General features: G+C 59.0%; 17 protein-coding genes and 4 pseudogenes. 3 read left to right on the forward strand and 18 right to left on the reverse strand.

Annotated elements, in window-relative coordinates:
- The first annotated feature begins 12 nt into the window (after positions 1 to 12).
- Positions 13 to 1,296, forward strand: a complete 1,284-nt coding sequence (locus tag AB8Z38_RS17530) for an IS256 family transposase (protein WP_007606084.1) — start codon at positions 13 to 15, stop codon at positions 1,294 to 1,296.
- A gap of 36 nt (positions 1,297 to 1,332) precedes the next feature.
- Here AB8Z38_RS17530 and AB8Z38_RS17535 read toward each other — a convergent pair.
- The 3 genes and pseudogenes from AB8Z38_RS17535 to AB8Z38_RS17545 all read right to left on the reverse strand — a co-directional run.
- Positions 1,333 to 2,562 (reverse strand): annotated as a pseudogene (locus AB8Z38_RS17535) (IS66 family transposase); the annotation flags it as partial.
- A gap of 13 nt (positions 2,563 to 2,575) precedes the next feature.
- Positions 2,576 to 2,998, reverse strand: coding sequence for an IS66 family insertion sequence element accessory protein TnpB (gene tnpB / locus AB8Z38_RS17540; protein ID WP_369726261.1), 423 nt, complete (start codon positions 2,996 to 2,998; stop codon positions 2,576 to 2,578).
- 63 nt (positions 2,999 to 3,061) lie between these two features.
- Positions 3,062 to 3,358, reverse strand: coding sequence for a transposase (locus AB8Z38_RS17545; protein ID WP_369726262.1), 297 nt, complete (start codon positions 3,356 to 3,358; stop codon positions 3,062 to 3,064).
- Between the two features lie 77 nt (positions 3,359 to 3,435).
- On the opposite strand from AB8Z38_RS17545, the pseudogene AB8Z38_RS17550 reads away from it, so the two are divergent.
- Positions 3,436 to 3,809: pseudogene (locus tag AB8Z38_RS17550) on the forward strand (IS5/IS1182 family transposase); the annotation flags it as partial.
- 413 nt (positions 3,810 to 4,222) lie between these two features.
- On the opposite strand, the gene AB8Z38_RS17555 reads toward AB8Z38_RS17550, so the two are convergent.
- The 11 genes and pseudogenes from AB8Z38_RS17555 to AB8Z38_RS17605 form a co-directional block, all read right to left on the reverse strand.
- On the reverse strand, positions 4,223 to 5,710 hold the full coding sequence (locus AB8Z38_RS17555) for a porin (RefSeq protein WP_369726263.1): 1,488 nt from the start codon (positions 5,708 to 5,710) through the stop codon (positions 4,223 to 4,225).
- 765 nt (positions 5,711 to 6,475) lie between these two features.
- Positions 6,476 to 7,449 (reverse strand): annotated as a pseudogene (locus tag AB8Z38_RS17560) (IS5 family transposase).
- 642 nt (positions 7,450 to 8,091) lie between these two features.
- Complete coding sequence (locus AB8Z38_RS17565; RefSeq protein WP_369726264.1) at positions 8,092 to 9,306, reverse strand: acyl-CoA dehydrogenase; 1,215 nt, start codon at positions 9,304 to 9,306, stop codon at positions 8,092 to 8,094.
- A gap of 111 nt (positions 9,307 to 9,417) precedes the next feature.
- Positions 9,418 to 10,476 carry a phosphotransferase family protein gene (locus AB8Z38_RS17570; protein WP_369726265.1) on the reverse strand — a complete coding sequence of 353 codons (1,059 nt, stop codon included), beginning with the start codon at positions 10,474 to 10,476 and terminating at the stop codon, positions 9,418 to 9,420.
- Positions 10,477 to 10,818: 342 nt separating this feature from the next.
- A complete protein-coding gene (locus AB8Z38_RS17575) occupies positions 10,819 to 10,959 on the reverse strand; it encodes a hypothetical protein (RefSeq protein WP_369726266.1) in 141 nt (46 codons plus the stop codon).
- 48 nt (positions 10,960 to 11,007) lie between these two features.
- Positions 11,008 to 12,237, reverse strand: a complete 1,230-nt coding sequence (locus AB8Z38_RS17580) for a CaiB/BaiF CoA transferase family protein (protein WP_369726267.1) — start codon at positions 12,235 to 12,237, stop codon at positions 11,008 to 11,010.
- A 704-nt stretch (positions 12,238 to 12,941) separates the two neighbouring features.
- The gene (locus AB8Z38_RS17585; RefSeq protein ID WP_369726268.1) at positions 12,942 to 13,805 is read right to left on the reverse strand and encodes a CmcJ/NvfI family oxidoreductase; all 864 of its coding nucleotides are present in this window, start codon (positions 13,803 to 13,805) and stop codon (positions 12,942 to 12,944) included.
- A gap of 638 nt (positions 13,806 to 14,443) precedes the next feature.
- Positions 14,444 to 15,493: a zinc-binding dehydrogenase gene (locus AB8Z38_RS17590; protein ID WP_369726269.1), complete on the reverse strand. Its 1,050-nt coding sequence runs from the start codon at positions 15,491 to 15,493 to the stop codon at positions 14,444 to 14,446.
- Positions 15,494 to 15,705: 212 nt separating this feature from the next.
- Complete coding sequence (locus AB8Z38_RS17595; protein ID WP_369726270.1) at positions 15,706 to 16,809, reverse strand: DUF2817 domain-containing protein; 1,104 nt, start codon at positions 16,807 to 16,809, stop codon at positions 15,706 to 15,708.
- Positions 16,810 to 16,930: 121 nt separating this feature from the next.
- Positions 16,931 to 17,452 carry a transposase gene (locus tag AB8Z38_RS17600; protein WP_369726271.1) on the reverse strand — a complete coding sequence of 174 codons (522 nt, stop codon included), beginning with the start codon at positions 17,450 to 17,452 and terminating at the stop codon, positions 16,931 to 16,933.
- The gene (locus AB8Z38_RS17605; protein WP_369726272.1) at positions 17,340 to 17,720 is read right to left on the reverse strand and encodes a transposase; all 381 of its coding nucleotides are present in this window, start codon (positions 17,718 to 17,720) and stop codon (positions 17,340 to 17,342) included. The genes AB8Z38_RS17600 and AB8Z38_RS17605 overlap by 113 nt, the downstream gene beginning before the upstream one ends.
- A gap of 985 nt (positions 17,721 to 18,705) precedes the next feature.
- On the opposite strand from AB8Z38_RS17605, the pseudogene AB8Z38_RS17610 reads away from it, so the two are divergent.
- Positions 18,706 to 20,315 (forward strand): annotated as a pseudogene (locus AB8Z38_RS17610) (MFS transporter).
- 187 nt (positions 20,316 to 20,502) lie between these two features.
- Here AB8Z38_RS17610 and AB8Z38_RS17615 read toward each other — a convergent pair.
- The 4 genes from AB8Z38_RS17615 to AB8Z38_RS17630 form a co-directional block, all read right to left on the reverse strand.
- Complete coding sequence (locus AB8Z38_RS17615; protein WP_369726273.1) at positions 20,503 to 21,234, reverse strand: SDR family oxidoreductase; 732 nt, start codon at positions 21,232 to 21,234, stop codon at positions 20,503 to 20,505.
- Positions 21,235 to 22,274: 1,040 nt separating this feature from the next.
- Positions 22,275 to 23,105 carry an ABC transporter substrate-binding protein gene (locus tag AB8Z38_RS17620; RefSeq protein ID WP_369726274.1) on the reverse strand — a complete coding sequence of 277 codons (831 nt, stop codon included), beginning with the start codon at positions 23,103 to 23,105 and terminating at the stop codon, positions 22,275 to 22,277.
- A 47-nt stretch (positions 23,106 to 23,152) separates the two neighbouring features.
- The gene (locus AB8Z38_RS17625) at positions 23,153 to 23,917 is read right to left on the reverse strand and encodes an amino acid ABC transporter ATP-binding protein (protein WP_369726275.1); all 765 of its coding nucleotides are present in this window, start codon (positions 23,915 to 23,917) and stop codon (positions 23,153 to 23,155) included.
- 15 nt (positions 23,918 to 23,932) lie between these two features.
- Positions 23,933 to 24,823 carry an amino acid ABC transporter permease gene (locus AB8Z38_RS17630; protein WP_369726276.1) on the reverse strand — a complete coding sequence of 297 codons (891 nt, stop codon included), beginning with the start codon at positions 24,821 to 24,823 and terminating at the stop codon, positions 23,933 to 23,935.
- Positions 24,824 to 25,616: the final 793 nt, after the last annotated feature.

The following is a 25,616-nucleotide window of genomic DNA, read 5'->3' on the forward strand; positions in this document are numbered from 1 at the left end:
GAGCGATATGCCGTGTCCAACGATAACGTCATCCAGCTGATTCAGCCAGGAATCTTCGACGATCAACTCACAGAAGTGTTGCGCAACGGGGCACGTGCCCTTCTCGCCAAGGCGATCGAGGCCGAAGTCGCGGACTTTCTCGGCCAGCATGCCGATTTGAAGACCGCGGACGGCCACCAGCGCGTCGTGCGCCACGGTCACCTGCCGGAACGCGAGGTGATGACCGGCATCGGTCCGGTCGCCGTCCGCCAGCCACGTGTACGCGATCGCGAGGCGGACGCCACCGACCCCGACCGCATCCGGTTCTCTCCGTCGATCCTGCCGCCCTACATGCGCCGCTCGAAATCGATCGAGACGCTGCTGCCGATCCTTTACCTGAAGGGTATCTCGACCGGCGACTTCTCGGAGGCGCTGGCTGCGCTGCTCGGCAAGGATGCTGCCGGGTTGTCGGCTTCCGCCATCGGTCGCCTGAAGGACGGTTGGCTCGATGAACACACCGCGTGGCAGAAGCGCGATCTGTCGGCAAAGCGCTACGTCTACATCTGGGCCGACGGCATCCATCTCGAAGCCCGCCTCGAGGACGAAAAGCAGTGCATCCTGGTGCTGATCGGTGCGACGCCGGAAGGCCGCAAGGAACTGGTCGGCTTCACCGATGGTTCCCGCGAGAGCGCGCACGACTGGCGCGAGCTGCTGCTTGATCTGAAGCGGCGCGGGCTCGCCGTGCCTCCGCGGCTCGTCATCGCCGATGGAGCGCTCGGCTTCTGGAAAGCTGCCGGCGAGGTCTGGCCGAAAACGCGCGAGCAGCGCTGCTGGGTGCACAAGACCGCGAACGTGCTCGCCAAGTTGCCGAAGAGCCAGCAGCCGAAAGCCAAGCGCGCGTTGCAGGAGATCTGGATGGCTGAAACGAAGGTCGCCGCCGAGCTGGCGTTCGACGCCTTCATCGAGAGCTACGCGCTGAAATACGAAAAGGCGGCCGACTGCCTGAACAAGGATCGGTACACGCTGCTGGCTTTCTACGACTTCCCGGCCGAGCACTGGAAACACCTGCGGACGACCAACCCCATCGAAAGCACCTTCGCCACCGTGCGCCACCGCACCATCCGATCGAAGGGCTGCCTATCCAACAAGACCGCGCTCGCGATGGTCTTCAAACTGGTCGAGGGCGCGCAGAGAAGCTGGCGCCGCCTCGACGGTCATAACCAGTTGTCAAAACTCGTTCTCGGTGTGACATTCAACGACGGGATCGAGGTCATCGCCAAGTCGACCGACCGCCAGCCCACAACCGCCGCCGCCTGACCGGCTCAGGCCGTCACCAAAATTTGGCGATAGCTCGGCCTTCGCCGTGTCGCTCTTCTGTGCAAGGTGATCAAGCTTGGCCTCAAACCACTGCTTCAAGGCTGTAGCCAGAGGTCGGGCATGCGCCTGCCTGCCAGCACGGCGCTCGACATCTGATCGGCCGCGGAGCGCTTTTTCGACCGCGTAAAGTTGGGCGATGCGCTCGAGCGCTTCGCGGGCAACTGGAGCTGGCGCCGGAGCAGCCTCGCGCTCGATCTTCACAAACTGGCGCCGCAGATGGGCCCAGCAGAAAGCGAGCGTCCCGGACAGGGCGTCCGCACGCGTCTCTCGGGTCATGGTCTTGTAAGCCTGATAACCGTCGCAGTGGATGATGCCGCGATAGCCTTCGAGCAGTCTCAAGCCATGAACGGCCCCACGGCCCGGTGCATAGGCGTAAACCACACCAGGTGGGTCAGGTCCGGCCCAGGGCCTGTCATCGCGTGACAGCGCCCAGAAGTAGCCGGTTTTGGTCCTGCCGCGCCCCGGATCCAGTACCGGTGCTGGGGTCTCATCCACACAGAGCTTCGAAGAGGCGAGCAGAAGCTGGCGCAGACGATGCCACAAGGGCTTCAATTCCTGGGCGGCGTAGCCGACCCAGAAGGCGAGCGTGGAACGGTCGATGGCGATACCGTGCGTCGCCAGCATCTGCGCCTGGCGGTAGAGCGGCAAATGCCAATGATACTTGGCGTCGATCACATGCGCGACGAGCCGCTCGGTCGGCAGTCCTCCCCTGATCAATCGCTCGGGAGCAGCATGCTGGAGGACGACGCCGTGACAGGCGCGGCAGGCCAGTTTGGGGCGGCGGGTGACGATGACACGATACTGCGCCGGCACGACGTCCAGCCTCTGGCTCTCATCGTGGCCGATCTCAAAAAGGTCGCCTGCGCAGCACGGGCAGCAGGTTGCAGCGGGCATCAGGGTCTCGATGATGCGCGGCAAATGCTCCGGCAGCTTGCCACGATTGGCCCTGCGCTCGGCAGCTCTCTTCTCGCGCGTTTTGGGATTGGCGCGGTCCTCGGCTGCCTCAAGAGCCGCGACAGCCTGATCGATATCCTCCAGAACAAGCTGGAGCTGATCAGCGTCAAGCTTTTCCGAGGATCGACCGAACTGCGCGTCTTTTGCAAGCTTGAGCAACCGCTCGAGCCTGGCGCAGCGATCCAGCAGAGCCGCGGCAAAGGCACGCAACTCGGCTGGATCGCTCGGCAGCTCATCAGGCAAATCACTCATTGGCCCGAGTCTGTCATGCTTCGCGCCCCGATGCAGCGAAGATTTTATGTCCTACGCAAGCGCTTTCGGCTGCGGGATTCGAGGCGCATGCATGCGTGTCCAATCCATGCCGGCCAGAAGCGCGGCCAACTGCGCCGGCGTTCATTCGCATGACGCCGTCAACGACCGGCGGCCACTTGAAGGCGCTGCCCTCAAGCCGCTTCCAATACAGCACAAGGCCACTACCATCCCAGACAACAATCTTCACCCGATCAGCGCGCTTCGCACGGAAGACCACCGCCACGCCCTTCATCGGATCGTGGCCCAGCGTCTCCTTCGCCAACAGCGCCAGGCCATCTGCGCCCTTCCTGAAGTCTACAGGTAGGGTTGCAAATAAATCATGAGGCCAGCGGGAGCCGTCAGCATGAACGTGTCCGGCGCAACGCAACAAACACATCACTCAACACGGCAAGGCCAGGCGTCCCTCGCACCTCAACTCGTGCCCCATGGAGCTCAACCATCACAACGGCTGCTTCCGGCGACCCGGACGGAGCTGCAGCCGCCGATGGCGACCTTTCCGACACCAACGGCACAAACGACAGTGCTCCCGCCTCGCAGCCCCGCTTACGATCGAAGTGGTGTTCGCACAGGGCAAGCCATGGGGACGTGCGACATCTGTTACGATCGCGCCCGGCTCGAGACTGTCCGCGACAATCTGCGCCTTCAAATCATCTGGCCACTGTTTCCGGCCGCCGCCGGCGTACACTTCTATGCGCGGTGACAACGGTCGCCTTATGTCGTCCGAATGGTCGTCCATTGTGCGCACCCCTGCAGAAGATGACTCTTCTAACGGCGCTCACAGGTCTACGCACAAACAATCTGATGGGCCAGCTGTTATTGCTGGCACGGGGCGTGCGCGAGCAGCAGCAACGTCAACGCGGGCGGAAGGTCTATTCCCTGCATGCGCCGGAAGTCGAATGCATCGGCCAGGGCAAGGTCCATCGGCGTCACGAGTTCGGCGTCAAGCTCAGCGTTGCCGCCACCCTCAAGCAGGATACCGCGGCCACAATGCGCCGCCCGATCACAAGTTCGGGGTCTTCCTCTCCGGCCAAAACGAGGAGTAATGCCCGCGATCAAACGTGAACTCCGCCGCAGGTCCGCCATCGAGCCCGTCATCGGTCATCTCAAGGCCCGCATGAGCCGCAAATCTCTGGTTCCGCCGCGGTGACGCCGCCAACGCCGTCCTCACCGCCGCCGGCTACGACTACCGCCGCCCCATCCTGCCTCCACGCCGCTCACCCAGGGTACATCAGCTGGGAGGAGTCATGGCCAATCAGGGGCGACTGGCAGCTAACGGTGATCGCCGGCTCTGCGCAGAGGAGCGCTGAGGAGTTGGCGCAGCAAAATCCTGATCCAGCGGTGTCCGCTCGATCACGAACACCAGCCGGTGCTGGAAGAACTCCTCGCCGCAGAAGTATTGTCGAGTGGGCCGAGGGAGTTTCACCCTCAGCCCCTCACCAGAACCGGCTTTGTGGACAAGGTCCTTGGACGCAAGAACTACTCTAAGTCCGAACGCAAAAAGAGCCTCCGGGGGACATCCCGGAGGCGTGGCTGGAGGTCAATACTAGGAGCTTCGTAGCCGCTTCTTTTCTGTTATCCTTTCGGCGGTTTACTAAGAGAGTTAAAAGTTGCGCTGAGCCATGAGCATGAGGTTGAGGCTGTGCTGATTCCTCAGCTCATAGACAGCAGCCGGCTTCGCAATACCCGACTGAAGCGGCAGCGTCGCAAGACTTCCGCTTGCGTACTTCTGGTCCAGCATCGTGTAAGCGAGCTCGGCCGAGAAGGTCAGGCTCTTGACCGGGGTCCAGGTGTTGTAGGTACCCACAGTTGCGTAGTTGAAATCAGGGTTGCATCCGGCAATCCCGCTCGACAGCGCGAGGCCTGTGACGACGGCGCCGCAAATGTAGCCCTTTGCTGCGCTGTTATAGCGCACGGCGGCCCACCCACCAAAGATGCTGGTAGACCAATGCGGATCCCAGTTGTGGGTGTAGGCGCCGTTGATTCCGTAGGCCGTGGTCAGCTCCTGACCAGCGCCAGCAACGAACACTGAATCGGAAACACCAGCAAGCCCGATGCTTTGATAGGCCCCCGCCAAACCCGTTCCACCGTACATCGCGAAGTTGGTGGACATGAAATCATTAAAGACATATCGGCTTGCACCATTCGCATACACGCCTGACATGTTGATCGTGTCACCCGGACCGGTCGGGATATTCTTGATCGACAAGGCCAGTTGACCAGCCCAGCCCCATTTGTCGCCCGGATGGCCGGTGACTTCAGATGCGCCATAGTAGGCAGCATGGTTGTCATGCGCCGCCACCGATGCCTGGAATAGACCCCAAGCCTGGTCAACACGGAGCATGACGACGAGGTCAGGAGCGCGCGAACCACCAAAGTCATTGGCACCGTATATGCCGCTGGCGAGGCCTGCTGCCGTCGCGGCGCTCACGTTCCAGAGGTTGGTTTGATAATTCTGGACCTGATCTTGAGCGGAGAAAGAAGCCGTAATGCCTTGGCCGAAATCCGCTGTATACGTGACCTGATTCACGCGATCCCAGCCAGCAGCACCCGGCAATTCGCTAAAGTTCCCCGGATACTCGGCCCAAGGCGCAGAGAATTGCGACTGCGCCCTACCGAATGTAAAACCAGCGAACTGGATGAAGGCGTCGTACAAAGTAAGCTGAGCGCTGGCCGATGGGGTGGTCGTCGCCCCATTCCCCGCAGCCGACACGCCAGGTGTGGTGAAGCTAAACACCAGTTGGGCGTAGGTGCGGACCGACCCATACTCGGTCCCAGTGCGCGTATCAATGTTCAGCGCTTGACGCGCACGGCTCGTGTAGTAGTTGCTAAGTCGATTATGTGCACCAGCCACACCATTATTCGCAGTATCACCGATAACGTTGCCGGCGAATTCCGTTTGGGCACGCAAATATCCACTCACCTTGATGCAAGTATCAGTACCTGGGATATAGTAGAATCCCGCACCATAGAACGAGCAGATCTTCACGTACTCGATAGCCTTCGCATTCACCGGAAGATCGGCCGCCTGCGCGCCGGCACCCGCAAACGCTGCAGCAGTGCCGAGGATAATGGTCCTTGTCAGTTTCATCGATGTCCCCCTAGAGCGGATTTCTCCCCATCCGCTAAGTACCTATTAGCGGATCTCTCAGGCTGATATCCCTCAATGTAGGGCTCGCACCGTCGAAATTCTGCACCGAAACAAAGGATCTGACGATTCTCGACCGACTCCCAGCGGCAGGCAGCTTCGATCGCGCCGGCACGATACACCGACGCTCATCGATAAACACGCGCCCCACTGAAAGCGCCAGCCCAAGGAGACGCGCCATGAACGCGCGCTGAAGACCAGATGGTAGCGGCCCTCTTGGAGATATGCGATCGCCAGAGCCGTGTTTATCCTGATCCCGAGTAAATTCTCGTTGCCAAACGTACAGCGTAGGATTTTGCGTTGCGAGGAGCCATTGCTCCTCGCGTAAATGCGTATGTACCGCGCATCGCAGATAATACCGAGCGGGGCGCTTGGCACCGGCGGCGAGGCGCTACTAGGTTAGCAGGCCGTTGAACAAGTCTTTGAACGACGTGCGATGAATGGGGTGTTGTCGCCGTTAAGGCGGCATATCTCGCCTTCGAGTGAGCCGTCATCCCGCAGTTCGGCCCAGCCGTCACATTGGCTGCCTCCATTTCGTCGTTGCTCGGCCAGGCGAACTCGACGGCATCGCTGTCGCAGGCTCCATGAATGGACCCTGAGAGGCACTCGAAGATGAACTCGCCGCCGTCCTCACCGAACAGGATGTAGGAGCCCGCCACGGCCATATCGTAGCCCGGTGTCTCGAGGACGCGCCATCTGCCCGGATGCTCATGCTGGTGCCGACAGAAACTTGGGCAGCCGGATCAGATTATAGCCCGCAAGCGCCAGAACGAAGACAGCATCCACCGGGTCGCGGCCTCGCAGCTTGACCTTGGCCAAACCAGCGGAACTCTTGATTCAGCCAAAGACTTCTTCGACGCGTTTGCGGCAACGCTGGCTGATGTCATAGCCGTTGTGACGTCTGGTACGTGCGTCGATCGCCCTCTTGCGCCGCTTGCCGGTCTTACTCAGATGTCCGTCGATTGCAATTTGCGGGGTCACTAATCTATCTCTGAGGTCGTGCACGAACTGCGCGACATCATAGGCCTTGTCAGCGCCGCGAGTGATCCGCTTCGCGCACCCTAGCGCATCGATCCTGGCAAGCGCGATCTCCCGTTTGGCGGTGCCCGTCGCCGCCTCGGGATCGGTCGTGCTCGCATGGTTCTCGTTCGATCACTTCTTTTGTGGAAGCTGCGCTCGGCATCGCGTCCCGGACCGTCCTGATCTTTGTCGCTGCCATCCTTCCTTCGGAAGCTCTTGATCGAAGCCCAGGCTTCAATCAGCGTACATCCACCGAGGAGTGATCGCTCGATAGAAAACGCTTGACCTTCGGCTGCGCCAAAAGCGCGTTTAGGACCTTGGCCGCAATCTCCCCCTCAAGCAGCGGTCGCCGTTCTACGAGAAGGTCGAATGGTCCCAAACCGCATCGTCCACCCCAAATCCGAGGAACCAGCGGAACAGAAGATCGAACTCCATCCGTTCATCAGGTGCCGTTCCGAGCGAGCCCATAAATCGTCTGCAGGAGCAACGCCCGAAGCAGCTCTCCTGGTGCGATCGAGCGGCGACCGAAGTCGCATAGAGCTTGCCGAACTCCGCAGAAAGGTCGCTCCAGGATCACTCGTAAGGGGGGTCGACGCGAACCCGAGCCTCCAAGGCTCCACATAACTGAAGAGCGAGCCGGACCGTTCATCACTTCCCCGCATCGCGCCCCCTAGACAAAATGCCGTTCCTAGAGAATCACGATCCGAAGTGCTTTGGCACCGACTTCTTCAACAGCCTGCTAGGTCGATCTGTGGGACTTGCAGCTCGCGCAAGTTGCGGGATGACTCATCGCAAGTTCCTCGACCGGCCTGCAGCGCATTCCGTTCATGGACATGACGCAGCGACCCGACATGAATCAGAAATTAGCGCGTGCGTGATTCTCTTGCGGCCATGTTCGTGCCCCGTGCAATCGCCAGACGAGCATCCTGCATCCGTTGATGCGACTGGTGACGCGCCTTGATCAGTCGGAGCCTTCTTATCCCGACACTCTGCCTTATCCCGACACTCTGCCTTATCCCGACACTCTGCTCGAAAACTGCGAACATCGGGCGGTTTTCGCGCGCTTGGCGGCGAAGGAGATCCACACGGCTATAGCGCGTGAGACGGAGAGGTCAACTCCAATTCCATCAACCGTGCTTAGCGAAGCGCTTGCGACCTGTCGCGTTCTTGCCCCGTCGGGCTCGGACTTCCTCGCGTTAGGAGCCAAGCCGCTCCCCCGCGAAATCCGGACATCCACACCGTTCTCTGCGGAGTTGGGCGTCGAGGCCGAAATTAGTCAGGCGAGGTCGGAGCCAACTCAAGGTTCACGAAAACGCCTGGATGCCGGTAATCGCGCGGCCCAGGATCAGGGCGTGGACGTCGTGGGTGCCCTCGTAGGTGTTGACGGTCTCGAGGTTATGGACGTGCCGCATCACGTGGTATTCGATCGAGATGCCGTTGCCGCCGTGCATGTCGCGCGCGACACGGGCGATGTCGAGCGCCTTGCCGCAATTGTTGCGCTTGATGATCGAGATCATCTCGGGCGCGAATTTGCCCTCGTCCATCAGGCGGCCGACGCGCAACGACGCCTGCAGACCCAACGCGATCTCGGTCTGCATGTCGGCGAGCTTCTTCTGCACGAGCTGGGTCGCGGCCAGCGGCTTGCCGAACTGCTTGCGGTCGAGCGTGTACTGGCGGGCGCGATGCATGCAGTCCTCGGCGGCGCCAAGCGCGCCCCAGGAGATGCCGTAGCGGGCGCGGTTGAGGCAGCCGAACGGACCCTTCAGGCCGGACACGTTGGGCAGCAGCGCATCCTCGGGCACGACCACGCCATCCATCACGACTTCACCGGTGATCGACGCGCGAAGCGACAGCTTGCCGCCGATCTTCGGCGCGGAGAGGCCATTCATGCCCTTCTCCAGCACGAAGCCGCGGATCTGGTTATCGTGCGCGGCCGACTTGGCCCAGACCACGAACACGTCGGCGATCGGCGCATTCGAGATCCACATCTTGCTGCCGGTCAGGCGATAGCCGTCGGAGACCTTCTCGGCGCGGGTCTTCATGCCGGCCGGATCGGAGCCGGCGTCGGGCTCGGTCAGACCGAAGCAGCCGACCCACTCGCCGCTCGCGAGCTTCGGCAGGTACTTCTTGCGCTGGTTCTCGTCGCCATAGGCGTAGATCGGATACATCACCAGCGAGGACTGCACCGAATTCATCGAGCGGTAGCCGGAATCGACCCGCTCGATCTCGCGCGCAACAAGGCCGTAGGCGACGTACCCTGCATTGGCACAGCCATATTCCTCTGGCAGCGTAATGCCGATCAGGCCGAGTTCGCCCATCTCGTTGAAGATCTCGCGGTCGGTCTTCTCTTCGAGATAGGCCTTCGTGACGCGCGGCAGCAGCTTGTCCTGGGCGTAGGCGCGCGCGGTGTCGCGCACTATGCGCTCGTCTTCGGTGAGCTGCTCGTCGAGCAGGAACGGATCGTCCCACTGGAAAGAAGCCGCAGCCGGCTTATCCTTAGCGTGAGGGCGCGCGCTCATAAAACGTCCTTTCCGAGATTGTTTTTAGGAGAAGCGATCACACTTGGGTCGCCGTTGTGCCAAGCGCAAACTACTGAGAAACCCCGGCGAGTTGGCATCGGCACGGCCGCCTTACATCGCGCCCGCCTTCTTCGCATAATCCCACGACGCCTTCGCGAGCGGCACGGTGCGTTTGGCGGATTCGATCGCCTTGGCACTGGCAGCGGTGCCTTCGCGGATGCGACCGGCGATGCCTTGCATGATTCCCACGAGACGAAAGAGGTTATAAGAGAAATACCAATTCAGGTCGGGCAGTGCTGCGCCAGTGTAATCGCAATAGATCTCCGCAGCTTCTTCCATGGTGGGAAGGTTGAGAGCTTTGAGATCCGCGGCCTTCAACCCCGGCATGATCCATTGCATTAAGAGATAAGTAAAGTCGGCCAGGGGATCGCCGAGCGTCGACAATTCCCAATCCAGCACGGCGATTGCGCGCGGTTCGGTGGGATGAAAGATCATGTTATCGAGGCGGTAGTCGCCATGCACGATGGAGACGCGCGTCTGCTCGGGCACTGTCTTCGGCAGCCACTCGATCAGCTTCTCAACCTCCGGAATGTACTGCGTCTGGGAGGCCCGATACTGCTTGGTCCAGCGAGCGATCTGTCGCGCGAAATAGTTCCCGCGCTTGCCGAAATCAGCAAGACCAATTTTATTAGGATCGTGCATGTGAAGCTTTGCGAGTGTCTCAATCTTGCTCGTGAAGATCTGGCGTCGCGCTTCCGCCGCCTGGGCCGGCAGCGTGGGATTCCAAAACACCCGGCCCTCTTCCATCGACATGATGTAGAAGGAGGAGCCGATCACGCTGTCGTCCGTGCAAAGCGCATAAGCGCGCGCGACCGGAAATCCCTGCTTGCCGAGCGCGGAGATGACGCGAAACTCGCGGTCGACCGCATGCGCCGACGGCAACAATTTGCCGAACGGTTTTCGGCGCATCACGTACGAACGTTCCGGCGTATTAAGGCGGTACGTCGGGTTGGACTGACCGCCCTTGAACTGCAACACGGCTAACGGGCCGTCATAGCCCTCGACGTGCTCACGCATCCAATGGCCAAGACTGATCTCGTCGATGCGATGCCGCTCCTCCACGACTTTCGTTCCTGAAAACTCTTCATCCTGCCTGACATCGTCAGCCATGGCGACGCTCCTCGTTTCTCTCGGAAAGCTCGCGCGTGGCCGCTTCCCTATCTTTACTGACCGTTACTTTGCTTGAGATCTTTCATGTTTCTGGAGTTCGGGCATCGTGACGGCGCGGCAGTGAACTTCATGGGGATCATCCGACCGACGCATGGCGCCCAGCGACGCGCAATCGCGCGCAGGCCCAGTTCGTCGGAAACGCCCGCACCGCCGAACGCCCGGAGGGAGCGGCGCATATGTTCTAGATTGCTCAACCCTGCGACTCGGAATCATCATCTTCATTCGCTAGCGGAAGGAACATGTCCCACGAAGTTTACGAGCACCCCTTCCTGTTCAAGAGCTCTAATGCCGAATCACGATCCAGCAATCGCCTTCGGCGTCCTGTTGCTTGTAGGGTGGCACGGCAGGCCGGACATCCTTGGCCATTAACGACTGCACGCGATCCAGCCATTCCCCTTGTTTCTCCGACATGCTGAAATCCATATAGCGATTCCCTTTTAAAGTTCGGCTGCACTTTCCGCCGGCTCTTGGCTAAATCACCCCGGTCTGCTTCAACGTCGCGATCCTTGCGTCCTCGTAGCCTAGCTCGTCCGCCAAAATCTCGCGCGTATGCTCTCCCAGCCGCGGCGGATAACGATACTCCGTCAACGGCGTGTCGGAGAACGTCAGCGCATTGCGGATCAGCGAGAGGGAGCGCTCGAAGGGGTGATCGATCTTCACCTCCATCTGGCGCGCGCGCACATGCGGGTCGGCAAACACCTGCGCGAAGTCGTTCACCGGGCCGGAGGGCACGCCCGCTTTTTCGAGCTCCTCCAACAGGTAGGCAATCTTATTTCTTAAGAACAGTCCGGCGAAGATCGCCATGATCTCCTTGCCGTGCACGACACGGTCGTTGTTCTTGACGAACTTCGGATTGGTCGCAAGCTCCGGTTTGCCCAACACAGCGCAGGCGCGCGCGAATTGCGCGTCATTGCCGACTACCAGCATCAACTCACCGTCGACGCAGCGGAACACGCCGGCCGGCATGCCGCCATTGCCCCACGTGCCGCGCCGTGGCGGCGTTCTGCCGTCGACGAGATGGATCTGCGCGTAATGAGATAACGAAGCGATCACGGTATCGAGCAGGCAGACGTCGATGTGCTGCCCTGCCCCGCCATTCACCTTGCGGTGATAGAGCGCCGCTAAAATGCCGATCGAGGAATTCATGCCGGTCATGTAGTCGACGATCGAGGGGCCGACCTTCATCGGGCCTGCGCCGGGCTCGCCGTCGAGATGGCCGGTGACGCTCATGAGGCCGCCCATCGCCTGGAAGATCGCGTCGTAACCCGCGCGCGGCGCATAGGGCCCCGTCTGGCCGAAGCCCGTCACTGAGCAATAGATGATGCCGGGGTTGAGCTGCTTGATGGTTTCGTAATCGAGGCCGTAGCGCTTGAGATCGCCGACCTTGTAGTTCTCCATCATCACGTCGACCGATTTGGCGAGCTCGCGGACGATCTCCTGCCCTTCGGGCTTGGCGATGTTGACGGTGACCGACTTCTTGTTGCGGTTGGCGCAGAGGTAGAACGAGTTGTTGTTGTTGTGCTTGCCTTCGGGATCGATGAGGTAGGGCGGACCGAAGGCGCGCGCGTCGTCGCCGGTGCCAGGTCGCTCGATCTTGATCACGTTGGCGCCGAGGTCACCCAACATCTGCGCGGAGAGTGGCCCGGCCAGCACGCGCGTGAGATCAAGAATTTTGATGCCAGAGAGCGGCAGGGCCGACATGAAGATTCCTCCGATGGACACTTGAGCCGCCGATATACTCTTCGGCAATTTCTTCCGGTCTTTCCCGTAGCGCTCTGATCGAAAAGCCTGGTTAGCTCCTTGGTACCGCCACATCGGTTGCCGTGAAGTACCTAGCTTAAACTCAGGCTCGCCTCGATGTGCTCAATCAGGGACAACAAGGCTGGGCCGTGCTTTACCGATAGTTCAATACTGATTGAATGCAATTAATCACGGTTGACGATTAAATACGGCTTCCGATCCGCCTTTCTCAATGTATTTGAACGCCCAGCCTCGGTCGGCTCAGTGAAAGCCGCGAACGGGCTGGCGCTGTTTCCATTTCAGACTGCGAGCAGGTGTTTTCAGCACCTTGGCTCGACTGAATGAAGTTATGTGCTTTAGCTGCGCTCTTGGCGGAATCGGAGACTCGCCGTCATTGGCACGCTCTGCGCACTCCTTGGCCGTCTTCCGAACTGTTGAAGCCCTAAATGCCGCTGGCGAGGACTGTCGCCGCTGACAAGTTTATATCTAAACATCGTAGTCCCAAACAACTCGATGGTGAATCCATCATCGAAATCGTTCCAGCGTACCCACAACAGGCTCGCGCAAAGCAAGGAACCCCAGGAGCCAGTCTAAGCGCACCCATCCGGGCTCTGCGCATCCCAGAGAGTCCACCGGCAAACTAAACCGAGAAGCAGTTCGGGCACTTAGGCGTAGTACACGAAGAACCGCGCCTCGATACTCTCGCGGGACTTTGCGCTGGGATATGTGGCACGGTCGTCAAAGGCCGAGTGAGGGGCCCATCGGCCGTAGTGCCTTTCGGAATCATAGCCCTTGAAAAGAATCAGCTCGTCCGGGGTCATTTCCGGGAGGTAATACCAACGCTGATCCGGACTGAAGCGAACCACGGTACTCTTATATGCAGTACCATCATTTTGGCTATTTGCATTTAAAGCGTAGTCGTCCATGACAATGTCAGCGTCGAGAGTGGTGCTGGCATCGCAAAACGCCAACGGGAAATCCTGCGGCGGCGGCGATAGAGCACGCCAGGCCTGGATGATCATCAGTCGAGAATAGGGTCGAATTGGAAGTTTTTGGATCTGGTTCTCGGCGGCGGCGAGCATAGGACCGGCAACCGATGCGTAGTCTATGTGAGCCACGCTGGCCGGTGCTCTTACGGAGCCTGCGGCATTTGCGGCGCGACGAACAATCACGCCACTTCGTCGCGGCACGACCCACGAAGCATTGAAGTGGCTCTTGATGAACGATGTCATTTCTTCGAGATACTTTTCTGACATGATGCTTGGGTCGCGCACGTCTGCGCAGGAGATCTCATGCTCGATCCGAATGAAACCCTCCCGATCGAGGGACAGTTCGTCAACGATTGGCCGCGCATTGCGAATAGTGGTGCTGTGGCTCACCCAGTCGCTGTGCCGATGAGAAGGTACTTGAACCTCGGGCGCCGATCTTTCATCGGGCGAACGTCGAGCAAAAACAAGTTTACCTTGCACGCCCTCCAGACGATCGCGGTCTACTGATGCCTTCAACGACGCTTGTTTGGAAATTTCCATAGCTGCGTCTCTCCCTATAGCTACTAGCGCAGTGTCCCGTTGAGTCGCCGCCCAAAGACCGCGTAATGAGATTCAGTATGCAGATTTCCTGCAATCAAGCCCGTCTTTCGCCGGTTTGCATCCACATTGGCAGAAAGTCGATCCTCCCTTCGATCGACCACATCGAAAGCCAATTGAACAGCTGATCGTGTCTGCACTCATGGCCTGCTCAACCGCCTCGGCAAGAACTCTCATCTGAGTCGTTGATCGCTGATTTTCCCAGCTACTTCTGTCAGAAAGTGCTCGCTCCAATGATTGGACTGGACCGGGCGTACCACCAAGCGCGCTTGGGAATTGCCAGCCTTGCTTTCCTGGTTAAGTCACCGCGAGTAGTGTCGCCATACACCTTCTTGGCGCGCGCCCACGTGCGAAGCGTTGGGCCGCAACCGGCGCCACCGGCCGTACGGCATCCTCCTCTCCGCCAATGACGCATCAAACGCTGATATATGGGGCGGTGGGGCACGATGAAGTGTCGCGATAAGCTCGCTTCTTCAGCGCAGGCTTTCATGAGTTCGAGCCAGCAGGCATACCGCACAGCGGAAGCGAGCACCCCTTCGGCGCAAGAAGAGACGCCTCGAGTCAGTCGTATTTGCGAATGATTACTCAAGCGTCGGGTCGGGGCTCACCTGCACTAACATCTTACCGAAATTGTCGCCGCGCAGCATCTCGTTGAAAGCGATTGGGATGGTTTCCAAGCCGTGGCGGACGTCCTCGCGGTATTTGATCTTCCCTGCGGTTACCAGGGGCGCGATATAGGCCAGCATGTCATCATGGTAATCCAAGGCGAAGTCGCTTACGGAGAGATTTTTCACCAGCATATTTCGCGTTCTGAAAATCGGCTCGCCGAGCTTCATCAGCGCAGCTCGACGATCGATGCCGCCGTCCTCATCGCCGTAGTGGGCGATGAGGCCGCAGATTGTCATCCGAGCGGACTGGTTGAATAGTGGCAGCACCACCTCGAACACCTTGCCTCCCACATTCTCGAAATAAACATCGACGCCGGCGGGACAGACAGCGGCGAGGTCAGCCGGCAGGGTGGCCGAAAGATGGGAGACACAGGCATCAAAGCCAAGTTCGTCGGTTACGAACCGGCATTTGGCATCGCGGCCAGCAATTCCCACCACACGCGCATTCCGCTGCTTGGCGAGTTGCCCCGCAATCTGGCCGACGCCCCCCGAGGCTGCCGAGACCACCACAGTTTCACCCGCTCTCGGCGAAGCCAGCAGGTCCATGCCGGCATAGGCGGTCAGCCCCAGCATGCCGAGCACGCCCACAGCTTGCGAGATGCGGCCCAGCGACGGGTCAAGCTTGCGAGGAGCCATGTAGTCCGGTCGCCAGACCCCCTCGCCCATTAGCCCGTATTCCGTCCACCCATTGGTGCTGAACACGAGATCGCCAGCAGCGAAACCGTCGATCCGGCTCTCGATCACTCGCGAGACAGTGCGGGCATGGCACGGCGCGCCGGCTGGTGCCGTGCGTCGTCTATTGTAGTACCACTGATACGGATCGAGGGATACGTAGATGGTCTGCGTCAGCGCTTGCCCCAAAGCCGGCTTCGGGATCTCGCCTTCTTTCATTACGAACGTGTTCTCCTGTGGCCATCGTGGCATCGGTCCATCCGACAAGGTCCAGTACCGGTTACTCGTCATTGATTGCTCCCCTTCTGGCAAAGTGGAGATTGCCCATAGTCGTCTTCAGCGGATTCCGCGCGGTGTTGTCGTGATCGCGCAGCTGAAGAGATGGCTAGCGCTCGGCCGCGGATGGATGGCGCCAAAAGGTGGTACACGCCATCGGACCGCCTCTGAGCGGCATTCCATAGCGCGAACGAATATGTCACTGGATATGATCCTCTCTGGGGGAGTTACTCTGCAGATCCAAGCGCCTCGATTGCTTGTCGATGGACCAAGTGAGCCCTCCAAAGGATCATCTCCTTCCAATCTGCCGCCTGAGGATAGAAGTACAGTTTTGTGGCGTTCCGAATTTGACGACCTAGATCGGCATCGGCCGCCTCAGGTTGATACATGAACAACCAATGTTCGTTCCGGAGTATCTCTCGCCCGCGGGCAATATCGTACGTTCCGTATTCGAGACAAACATAGGTGTGCCGTTCCCCCAAAATACGCTGCCAGAACTCGTCTTGTGTGCCATGCAACATGATCGAGGATGAGGTTCCAAGATCTGACGACGTGACGGTCGCGCCGAAGATTTTTGTTGCTCGCTCATACCCGCCGAAACGGGAGGGCTGTTCGCATTGCAGCTCTCCGTATCCGTAAGGTCCAAGGCCGGTGTGGTAGTCGATGATGACGACCCTCTCGCGGGCCGCCACACGAAATTCCAGTGCGATTTTCTCGAGCGTTTGCCTGGCTTCCGTGGGTCCTGTCCCGCCATAGAACAGGCCACCCGGCCTGGTGTACTGGCCACGCACCCTCGCCGACCTGAGAGCCACCTCGCCGTGTAACGCGCGATACTTCGAGATCGCAGCTTCTGCGACTCGAATTTGCTCTGCTGTCCTGTTCGCCGGCACAAAATGCTCTGCCAAGTCCTCGTACTCGGGATTGGGGGGAACCGGCTTTGAAAAGTCGATGAAGTTCCGGTTTAGATCGCATCCTTCTGCTGTCCCCCTGCGATCCCAAGCAAAACCATAGCAATTCAGCGCGTGAATAAGGAGCACAGCGGTCGAGGGCGGAAGGGTCTCGTGCAGTTTGGCCTGCAAAAAAAGAAGTTGCGCCGCGGATCCGCAGTAACCTTCCGGGCCGTGCGTGCCGGAAATGAGGACCAACAGATTCTTAGCATCCGAAGGTCCGAAATAGACTGCGTCCGTGTAAAGAACCTCGCCCGATGGCCCGCTATTGCTGCACTGATGCGCGCTCGACGTCGTTGCCGCAGCCAGTAATTTCCGCCTGGCTTCCAGATAAGTGTCAGAAAACACGGCTGGAGCGATTTGCTTTGCGATATCAAAATTCACGCTGCTTGATCTCCACCTTCATCTGATCGCCGGACATGGACGCGAACAGCTAAAACTCCCGGTGAGCAATAGTCAGACCGCCGGGACGTGTGTGATGATTGCAATGTTAACGGCATCGGCGTCACAACGATGCTACACCCCCGCGGAGCTCAATTTCCTCAATATTGGGCTCCTTAGTCTCCAATTCAGCGTTTTCCAGGAGAATTGCGAAGGATTCCAAACAACGACAGTCTTTCACGGCGCGCATTGCGATGGGCTTGAATTCCTTGAGCTTGCCGAAGAGGCTTTCGACGAGACGCCGCCATTTGTACATCTCCTTGTCGATGGCGAGAGGCTTCGCCCGACGCGGATGCTGAGAGATGACACCCTTGGCGCCGCGGGCGTCGAGTTCGGCAATGATGGCGTTACTGTCGAATGCTTTGTCCGCAATCAACGCGTCGAAGGTCAATCCCTCGATGAGCGGCGGCACACCCACCGTGTCTAAGCGCTGTCCGGGCAGCAGCACGAAGCGCACGAGATTGCCAAGAGCATCAGTGAGCGCCAGGATTTTGGTGGTCATGCCACCTTTCGAACGGCCGATCGCTTGGTTTTGGGTCCCCCTTTTGCGCCCTGTCCGTGCGGTGGACCTTGACGATGGTGGCATCGACCATGGTGTACTCCATGTCGGGATCGTCGGAGACAGCGTCGAACAGCCGCTTCCAGATATCCGCCTTCACCCAGTCGCGGAAGCGCGTGAACACGCTGTTCCCAGTGGCCGACGAGGGCGGCGGATCCCGCCAGGGGCTGCCCGTTCGGGCGATCCACAGCACGGCGTCGACAAAAAGTCGGTTGTCCTTGCCACAGCGGCCGGGATCGCTCGGCTTGCCGAGACAAAGCCGCTCCATCTTCACCCATTGGGCGTCAGTCAACACGAATCGGTCCATCCCAAGCTTGAATCACAACCAAGCCCGGATGAGAATCCTGAATCCCAACAGACCCTATGTCATCGGTGAATGGTCGGGTCTCTGCTACCGCGTGTCAGCGAAGGCTTAAGAAGCTCCGTTCGGAAGGCATTATCAATGCCGACGTCTCTGGAGAAGGCCGTAGGAAGACAATTCAAATAAGTGACATTGGAGCGGGAGAGATCAAACATAGTGATAAGTTTCAAGAAGGTTATCAAATCGACAGCTGAAGTGATCAGCGGATTTTACGCCACTCGCGAAGCTGACTTTGGTCTGTTTATTTGTGCGCGCAGCATGAAGGAGTATCAGCAGTTTGCTCGCCAGTTTCCTCCATGAGAACCCGGGCATCAAGGGCATTAAGACCATCGTGATATTGGATCGAATGAAACGGGCTTTGCCGTTCCAATTGAGATTCCGCGCGAGATTGCCCCTTCAAGCTGCCTCAGCCCGAGATCGCATGCCTTTTTTCTTCGTTAAACTGCATACAATGCGAAAAACCCGCGCGGGCAACCTCTATTCTCCTGCTTTGCGACGCTTGAACTGACCATTGCAGGTAGCGATTGAGAGCGATCGAAGATTTGAGAACTTCGACTCAGGGCTCCAGCTTTGCCATGCCGGTCAATCCCTTGCGTGATCAATCTACTCTGGCGAAACCAGACAAAGCCATAGGATCCAATTTTTCGGTTGGCGACCTTACCTCATACAGTGTTCATTGCCTATCGCAGCTCATTTCGCAAATAACACTGCAGAGGAGGAGATGCCGTACGACACGATCGAATCTGCCTCGAAGCCGCACTGCAAGCCGGCTGCTAGGACACGATCAACCACCGAACGTGCGAACAGCTTCGCATGCACTCGCGGCTATCGACGCCCATCCGCGTCCGCGGCAGCGCGAACTCCAGCTTCGGCACCATAGCAGTTGGTTCGCGCTCAACCTGCTTGAGCAGGAGCCGATATGATCGATTGGCCCAAACCGACTTTCAACTTCGAGAGTATCATAACGCCGCTGCGCTTTGTTACGTTTCGCCGTATCTGGCTTGCAAGCCTGTTGTCAAACCTCGGCATTCCCATTCAAGGCGTTGGTGCGGCCTGGGCGATGACGCAGATGACTTCTTCTGCAGACAAGGTCGCGCTTGTGCAAACTGCGCTGACGCTCCCGGGCATGCTGATCGCGATGCCAGCCGGCGCGATAGCTGACATGCGTGACCGAAGGATTGTGGCGCTAATGGCGCTTTCGATCGCGTTTTGCGGCGCGAGCGCATTAACCCTGATCGACAGGTCGGGCCTTACGACGCCAAATGTCTTACTGATGCTTTGCTTCATGGTTGGCATCGGCACGGCACTCATGAACCCAGCCTGGCAATCCTCGATCGGTGAACAGGTGTCGCTGGAATTACTCCCCGCGGCGGTTGCGCTGACCGGGATCAGCTTCAATATTGGCCGCAGCTTTGGGCCGGCAATCGGAGGCCTAGTCGTTGCTTCTGCGGGCTCTAGCGCCGCTTTCGCAGTTAACGCGCTGCTCTGTCTGCCGCTGATGCTTGCGCTACACCTCTGGAAACGTGTGGCCAAACGCTCGCGGCTGCCGCGAGAGCATCTGAGGCGAGCCATAGTGTCGGGCATGCGATACATTACCAATTCGCCCTCAATCAAGATTGTGCTGGCACGCGCCATGGCGACCAATGTGATTGGCAGCGCGATCGCAGCGCTGATGCCGTTGATCGCGCGGGATCTCTTGCATGGAGGCGCGCAAACTTATGGTCTCATGTTTGGCGCATTCGGCCTCGGAGGTGTGATTGGGGCGCTTTGCGTCGGCCAGGCTCGCAATCGCACGATCGGCGAGGCAGCAGTGCGGTGTGTACGCTGCTGATGGGAGGCGCGATATCCGCCGTGGCGTTGAGCCACGATTCTTTCTTGACTGCGGCTGCGCTGGTCATGGCGGGTGCGATGTGGGTCATGACCAACACAGTATTCAATATTGCAGTCCAGCTCTCTGCTCCGCAATGGGTGGCGGGCCGGTCGCTTGCAGCCTATCAGGCCGCGAACTACGGCGGGTTTGCCGTTGGCGCGTGGGGCTGGGGCCGCCTCACCGATGCGACCAATGTCGAAGTCGCGCTCCTCATTTCCGCCGCACTGATGCTTCTGTCGCTGCTGCTGGGCCTGCGGATGCGCATATCCCACATCGGCGCTCGGGGCGAAGACGGCGAAGCCCTGGCCGATCCCGAGGTACGACTCCCGATCACCAACCGCAGCGGGCCCCTGATGGTGGAGATCGAATATCGTGTTGCGTCGGAAAATGCGCGTGCTTTTCACAGTTTGATGCAGGACATACAGCTGTCGCGCCAGCGCAACGGCGCCTATGGCTGGTCGATTGCACGCGACATCGGCGATCCCGAACTGTGGACGGAACGCTATCATTGCCCGACTTGGCTCGATTACCTGCGCCAGCGCAATCGCCCAACACAACCAGAACGTGCACTCGATCAGAAAGCTGTGGCTTTCCACGTCGGCCCAAACCCTGTGCGAGTGCGCCGTATGCTGGAGCGTCCATTTGGATCAGTGCGCTGACGTGCCCGACCGGGCCACGAGTCAACTTCTGACGTTTGACCTCTAAACTTAGCGGAAGCCAATTCAGAGGGTCATGACCCAAGGCGTTCCGCATCTGAGCACCACGAATGCGCACCTCTCGTTCGCCATAACCCTGTAGCCATAGGAGCCTGGCAGATCGGTTCGGGGATCTATTGAATTTTCGAGGTCACCAAGGGATGGGCTCACCCCAGAAACGCTGAAACACCCCGCTGGTTTCGGGGCCGAGTAGGCGGATACGGTCCTTGATACCCCGGGCGCTTTCGTCGGGCGAGATCGAGCTCGACGAACCGAGCGCGCTTTCGCCGGCCATGCCGGTCCGCACGAAGCCGGGGTCGAGAATTCCCACTAGCACACCATCGTCCGCCCAGTCCCGCGCCAGCCCACGCATGCCGTTGTTGAGGGCCGCCTTAGAAGCCCTGTAGGCATATCTATTGCTGGCGCTCGCATAGCCCTCACCGAAGTATTTTCCGCTGGAGCCGTAAGCGCTGCTGATTGCCACCAGCTTCTTTTCGGAGCCGCGCTTTAGGTTATCGATCAACGCTTGCGAAATGAGGATCGGACCGAGCGCATTCACACGCATAGTGGTGACCCAATTCTCCGGGTCGATACGAGCGGCTGATTGGTCCTTTGGCGTGCCATTGATGCCCGCGTTGTTGATGACTATGTCGATCGGCGCATCCCCGAGTGTGCTCTTGAGGGCTGTGATTGATGTTGGGCCGCCGACGTCGAGCTGCACGATCCGTACACGGCCACCGCTCGACTCGGCAAAGTCCTGCAGTTCATCCGCCTTCGCTGGTTCGCGGCAGCAGGCAATCACGTCGGATTCATCGACAGCGTATTGTCGCACCAAAGCCAATCCGACCCCCCGGTTAGCCCCCGTAATCAGGACTGTCTTCATCGCAGTACATCCTTCTTGATAAGCGCACTCTCGAGGCATGATAAGCGAGAGGCGGTGCTCGTGTCGCTAAACCCATGGGCAATACGCGGAAATTCTGCGAAGGACGCTCGCTTGGCGCCCGATTTTGATGCGCAGGTTCCCCCGCCCCAGCGGCTTCGAAAGCCAACTAGCAGATGCATTCACCGAATCCACTTGCGAGAGAAACGGCGCAAGAACCTGGTCCAGATCGGAGGGGCGGTGCTGTCCTGCGAGTCCCGCTGTCGCAGCGAGATGAGATAGCGATGGCTGCGCCAACCAGGGCTACGAGGGCCTTGCCACTTCCATGCTGCCGATCACGGCATGTTCTCGCTCACAGGTCCAGGACTTCGAGAAATGACGGAGTTGCGGGCGTCTATATTGGCAGTTATGTAGTGGAACGTAGCAGGGCCCTTTGGCGAACGAGCTCGCTGGCGTGACGCGCGCTTCTATGAATTGTCGATAAGCACAAAAACTGTCGATGAGGCCTCGCTCTTCTGGGCGCTGCGTATCAATGCGGCGCTTCACGAGATCACTGGCTGACGCGAGAGTAAGGCCGGCGCGCTAGTGACGGCTGCAATGATTGGCTCGGTCCCTGCCATCGACGCTCCATTCAGTCGGAGCGCAAATCGACGACCTCGATATGACTGTCGGAGCGAGGTCTTTTCCCGTGGCAGCGACCAGGTATCGAACGATGTTCGGATCGTCTCCGAACAGCCAACCAACTTGGCAACCATCGGGACTAGTTGACTCGTAAGTACTGTCAGCAAACGCGTCTCGTCCCCTTTTTTGTTGGTCCTGAAAGCCAGTGCGCGCTGCCACATCAGGAAGATGTGGGGGACGCACTCACCGGGTCGTGCAAATCGAGAGTTCGGTGCGACGACAGGAACTTGCGACCGGTACGATTATTCTAGCTAAGCTGTAGCCTGCCTTTCGCATGTCTCGCTCCGATTCTGCGCAAAGTCGTGTACAGTTGAGCTTCCACGCTTCAATGTCGTGGCGCGGCCAACACTCGTCGTTTGTCTTCAGGGCTGTCCGTTGATCAGGGGCCGTTCGATTGCGGTGCTATCCGGCAGCTTCCACTTGCGCAGTATCTGCCGGTAGGTGCCATCGGCTATCACTGCCGCAATCGCCGTCTTGATAGCTTGCCCCAACTCAGGATCATTATTTGAAAAGATGATCCCATCCATGAAGGGGTAGAACGGCTCTCCAATTTGCACGTAGTTGTTATTCTCGATCTGGTTCTGATGTACTATCCCGATAAGGTTGCCGGTGATGGCGTCAATGCGTCCTTGATTTAGCTGAAGCCGCGAATCGCTAGAGTGCTGTGTGCCTACCACGATGATCGCAGGTTTGCCCGCTTTGGTGCAATGCTCTTCACTCCATTTCGCGACCAACTCGCCCCGGTTTGTGATGCGCGGCGCACCTACCCGTTTGCCGCACACGTCATCGATGCTCTGAAAGCGAGCGGCGTTTGCACGTGTCGTGTAGAAGGCCGATCCGTCGTTCACGTAGTCGACAAGACTGACGCCCGCCCGTCCTTCCGGCGTGTCCTCCTTTGTGGACACCACGACGTCGGCGCGCTTCGTCTTGATCGACGAGATCTGCTCTTCCCATTTCGTCTCGATCCAGTTGGTTTTCGCGCCCATCTTCGCCGCGATCGCATCGAACAGGTCGATGTCGAATCCGATAAGCTTGCTGGATGTGAGATCTTTGTATTCCATCGGCGGATAGCTTGGATCCGTCGCAACGTTGATGAGCGTCCTTGTGCCCTGGCCGGAGGCAGCAGTTACGGCGAGCCCGAACGCGATGGCGAGGGCGGTCGTAACGGGACGAAGCGGGTTGCTTGAAAGCATGTCGATTTCTCACCTTGTTTTAAATGGAAATGGGTTGGCTAAGCGGGTCAACTCAGCACTGCCGAAATAAAGTCACGCGTGCGAGCCTGCGTTGGACTGCGGAGAACCTGCTCGGGAGACCCGGCTTCGATCACTTGCCCCTGGTCCATGAAGAGCACCCTATTCGCCACTTCTTTCGCGAAGCCAAGTTCATGCGTCACAACGACCATGGTCATTCCCGTTTGCGCCAGATCGCGCATGACAGCGAGCACCTCGCCGACCAATTCGGGATCAAGCGCGGAGGTCGGCTCGTCAAACAGCATCAACGATGGCTTCATGGCGAGCGCGCGAGCGATCGCAACACGCTGTTGCTGTCCGCCGGAAAGTTCGACCGGATATGCATTGCATTTTTCCAATAGACCAACGCGCGAGAGCAGGTCACGGGCTTCGCTCACCGCCCGGCTACGCTCGTGTTTGAGCACTTGAACCGGTCCTTCGACGATGTTCTCAAGCGCGGTCTTATGTGGAAATAGGTTGAACCGCTGAAAAACCATGCCCGTCCCAATTCGCTGTCGGGCAGCTTCGCGTTCTGAGAGTTCGTACAACTTCTGACCTACGCGACGATAGCCGACCAGTTCGCCATTTACCCACAAGGCACCGCCATCGATCTTTTCCAGTTGATTGATGCAGCGAAGGAATGTGCTCTTTCCCGAGCCTGACGGACCAATCACGCACAGCACTTCGCCACGGGCGACCTCCAGGTCAATGCCTTTGAGAGCCTCGAACCCGCCAAATAGTTTGCGTACGCCGACGGCGTTGACGATTGAATTCATGTTCAATCTCCCCTGTCAGCGTGATCGCCCTGGATGCCCAGCGCCGCGCGCGAAATGCCATTCAAGTCGTTTTTGCATCGCGGCAAATACCGTTACCACGACCAAGTACCAGACGGTCGCGACGGTCAGCAATTCGATGACGCGGTTATTTGCGAAGTAGATGTTCTCGGCGCTATGCAGCATTTCTGAATACTGAATCACGCTCGCGAGCGACGTCAACTTGACCATGCCGATGAACTCGTTGCCAATCGGCGGGAGAATCACGCGCATAGCCTGCGGCAGGATAATTCGCCAGAGCGATTGCAGCGGGGGCATCCCAATCGCCTTTGCTGCTTCGTACTGGCCCTGATCGACCGATAACAAGCCTGCGCGCACCACCTCTGACGTATAGGCACCTTGGCAGATGCCCAAGCCCACCAATGCGGCAACAAACGGTGTCATTACGTCGACGGTTCGAACTTCGAAGAGCCAGGGAACGCCGATGGTGGGAAATATCAGCGCGAGATTATACCACAGCAACAACTGAAGCAGCGCTGGCGCGGCGCGGAAGAGCCACACGTAACTGGCCGCCGCCCATTTGACGACCGGGTTGACCGAAAGCCCCATGATCGCAACGATCACCCCGATCACAATACCCAGCAGCATTGCTGAGACGGCCATTACCACGGTGTTGATGAGGCCAGTGAGGATGGTGCGCGCCGTGAGGAAGTGCGCAACGACCGGCCATTCGATCTGACCATGCGCGAACGCCATGGCAATCCATAGCACGAAGGCCAAGACAACGGTCCCGCTGACGTAACGGCCAACATGCTTCCGTCGTACATGCTCAAACCGAGAGATGCGTTCCGTGACATCTTCTCGCTCGTTGTCCGCTGACGTTTCGGTCAATACGCTCGACATGCTCATATATCCGGTGGCGCCACTGCGCGAACGCCCAGCGCGATGATGCAGGTTTCGATGCTTTCGCCGCGCTCTGGAGTCACGAGAATTCCGGGCGCAGTTTTTTCCGGCTCTTTCGTGGCGTTCACGTAGATTGCGAGAATACTAGATTTTTTGCGTGAATAAGTGAATGGACTCGGATGTCAAATACCGCTGCAATCGAGTCCTGTTGCAGAAATTCTGGTCCGTCCGTAGACCGCCGCGCCTTGCAGCCACGCGTCGCAGCACCGCTTCCCCATGGCTGCTCTCTCCCCAGTCGTGTTATTGCCTTCCCTGTGGAGCACACATAACCGACGGGCGACGCCTAATTGACGCGAAACTAAGCCGTCAGACGCCGAAATTCTGCAAAAGTTGGCAATTTTGTGCTTATTTTTGCCAGACGCGCCTCCATGCATGTCGCGGTCCGACGCAAGCCGTCGGTTCTGTTTGAGGCACGATCAGGGTCCCGGGCTGGAGGGGTTGGCACGTCGCAAGAGCGACACAATCGCACGCAACGACCACCGATTTGTGCCTTTGCGAGTGCACGGAGTTGCGGGCGATCACGCATCGCGTTGGTCACGCTGATCCCTCCGCGGGCAGGTGGCGCGCGCAAGAACGGGTACCTTCCTACAGACGTTTTGGATCTGCACATTCGAAAGCGACCGGCGCATTCTCTCGCTACTCGAGCGCCAGCCGGCACGCATGGGTGCAGGTTTCCCTCTGAGCTGCGCCCCTGCAAATACCGGCGTTGACAGCGGCCCGTCTCACGATCGTGGTGCGG

It is taken from the genome of Bradyrhizobium sp. LLZ17, from assembly GCF_041200145.1.
Classification (GTDB): domain Bacteria; phylum Pseudomonadota; class Alphaproteobacteria; order Rhizobiales; family Xanthobacteraceae; genus Bradyrhizobium.

Excerpts from the sequence above, each read along its gene's own strand:
- tnpB (WP_369726261.1), bottom strand. The coding sequence starts at position 2,998 with ATGTGTTTGTTGCGTTGCGCCGGACACGTTCATGCTGACGGCTCCCGC.
- AB8Z38_RS17545 (WP_369726262.1), bottom strand. The coding sequence starts at position 3,358 with ATGGACGACCATTCGGACGACATAAGGCGACCGTTGTCACCGCGCATA.
- AB8Z38_RS17555 (WP_369726263.1), bottom strand. The coding sequence starts at position 5,710 with ATGAAACTGACAAGGACCATTATCCTCGGCACTGCTGCAGCGTTTGCG.
- AB8Z38_RS17565 (WP_369726264.1), bottom strand. The coding sequence starts at position 9,306 with ATGAGCGCGCGCCCTCACGCTAAGGATAAGCCGGCTGCGGCTTCTTTC.
- AB8Z38_RS17570 (WP_369726265.1), bottom strand. The coding sequence starts at position 10,476 with ATGGCTGACGATGTCAGGCAGGATGAAGAGTTTTCAGGAACGAAAGTC.
- AB8Z38_RS17575 (WP_369726266.1), bottom strand. The coding sequence starts at position 10,959 with ATGGATTTCAGCATGTCGGAGAAACAAGGGGAATGGCTGGATCGCGTG.
- AB8Z38_RS17580 (WP_369726267.1), bottom strand. The coding sequence starts at position 12,237 with ATGTCGGCCCTGCCGCTCTCTGGCATCAAAATTCTTGATCTCACGCGC.
- AB8Z38_RS17585 (WP_369726268.1), bottom strand. The coding sequence starts at position 13,805 with ATGGAAATTTCCAAACAAGCGTCGTTGAAGGCATCAGTAGACCGCGAT.
- AB8Z38_RS17590 (WP_369726269.1), bottom strand. The coding sequence starts at position 15,493 with ATGACGAGTAACCGGTACTGGACCTTGTCGGATGGACCGATGCCACGA.
- AB8Z38_RS17600 (WP_369726271.1), bottom strand. The coding sequence starts at position 17,452 with ATGCCACCATCGTCAAGGTCCACCGCACGGACAGGGCGCAAAAGGGGG.
- AB8Z38_RS17615 (WP_369726273.1), bottom strand. The coding sequence starts at position 21,234 with ATGAAGACAGTCCTGATTACGGGGGCTAACCGGGGGGTCGGATTGGCT.
- AB8Z38_RS17620 (WP_369726274.1), bottom strand. The coding sequence starts at position 23,105 with ATGCTTTCAAGCAACCCGCTTCGTCCCGTTACGACCGCCCTCGCCATC.
- AB8Z38_RS17625 (WP_369726275.1), bottom strand. The coding sequence starts at position 23,917 with ATGAATTCAATCGTCAACGCCGTCGGCGTACGCAAACTATTTGGCGGG.
- AB8Z38_RS17630 (WP_369726276.1), bottom strand. The coding sequence starts at position 24,823 with ATGAGCATGTCGAGCGTATTGACCGAAACGTCAGCGGACAACGAGCGA.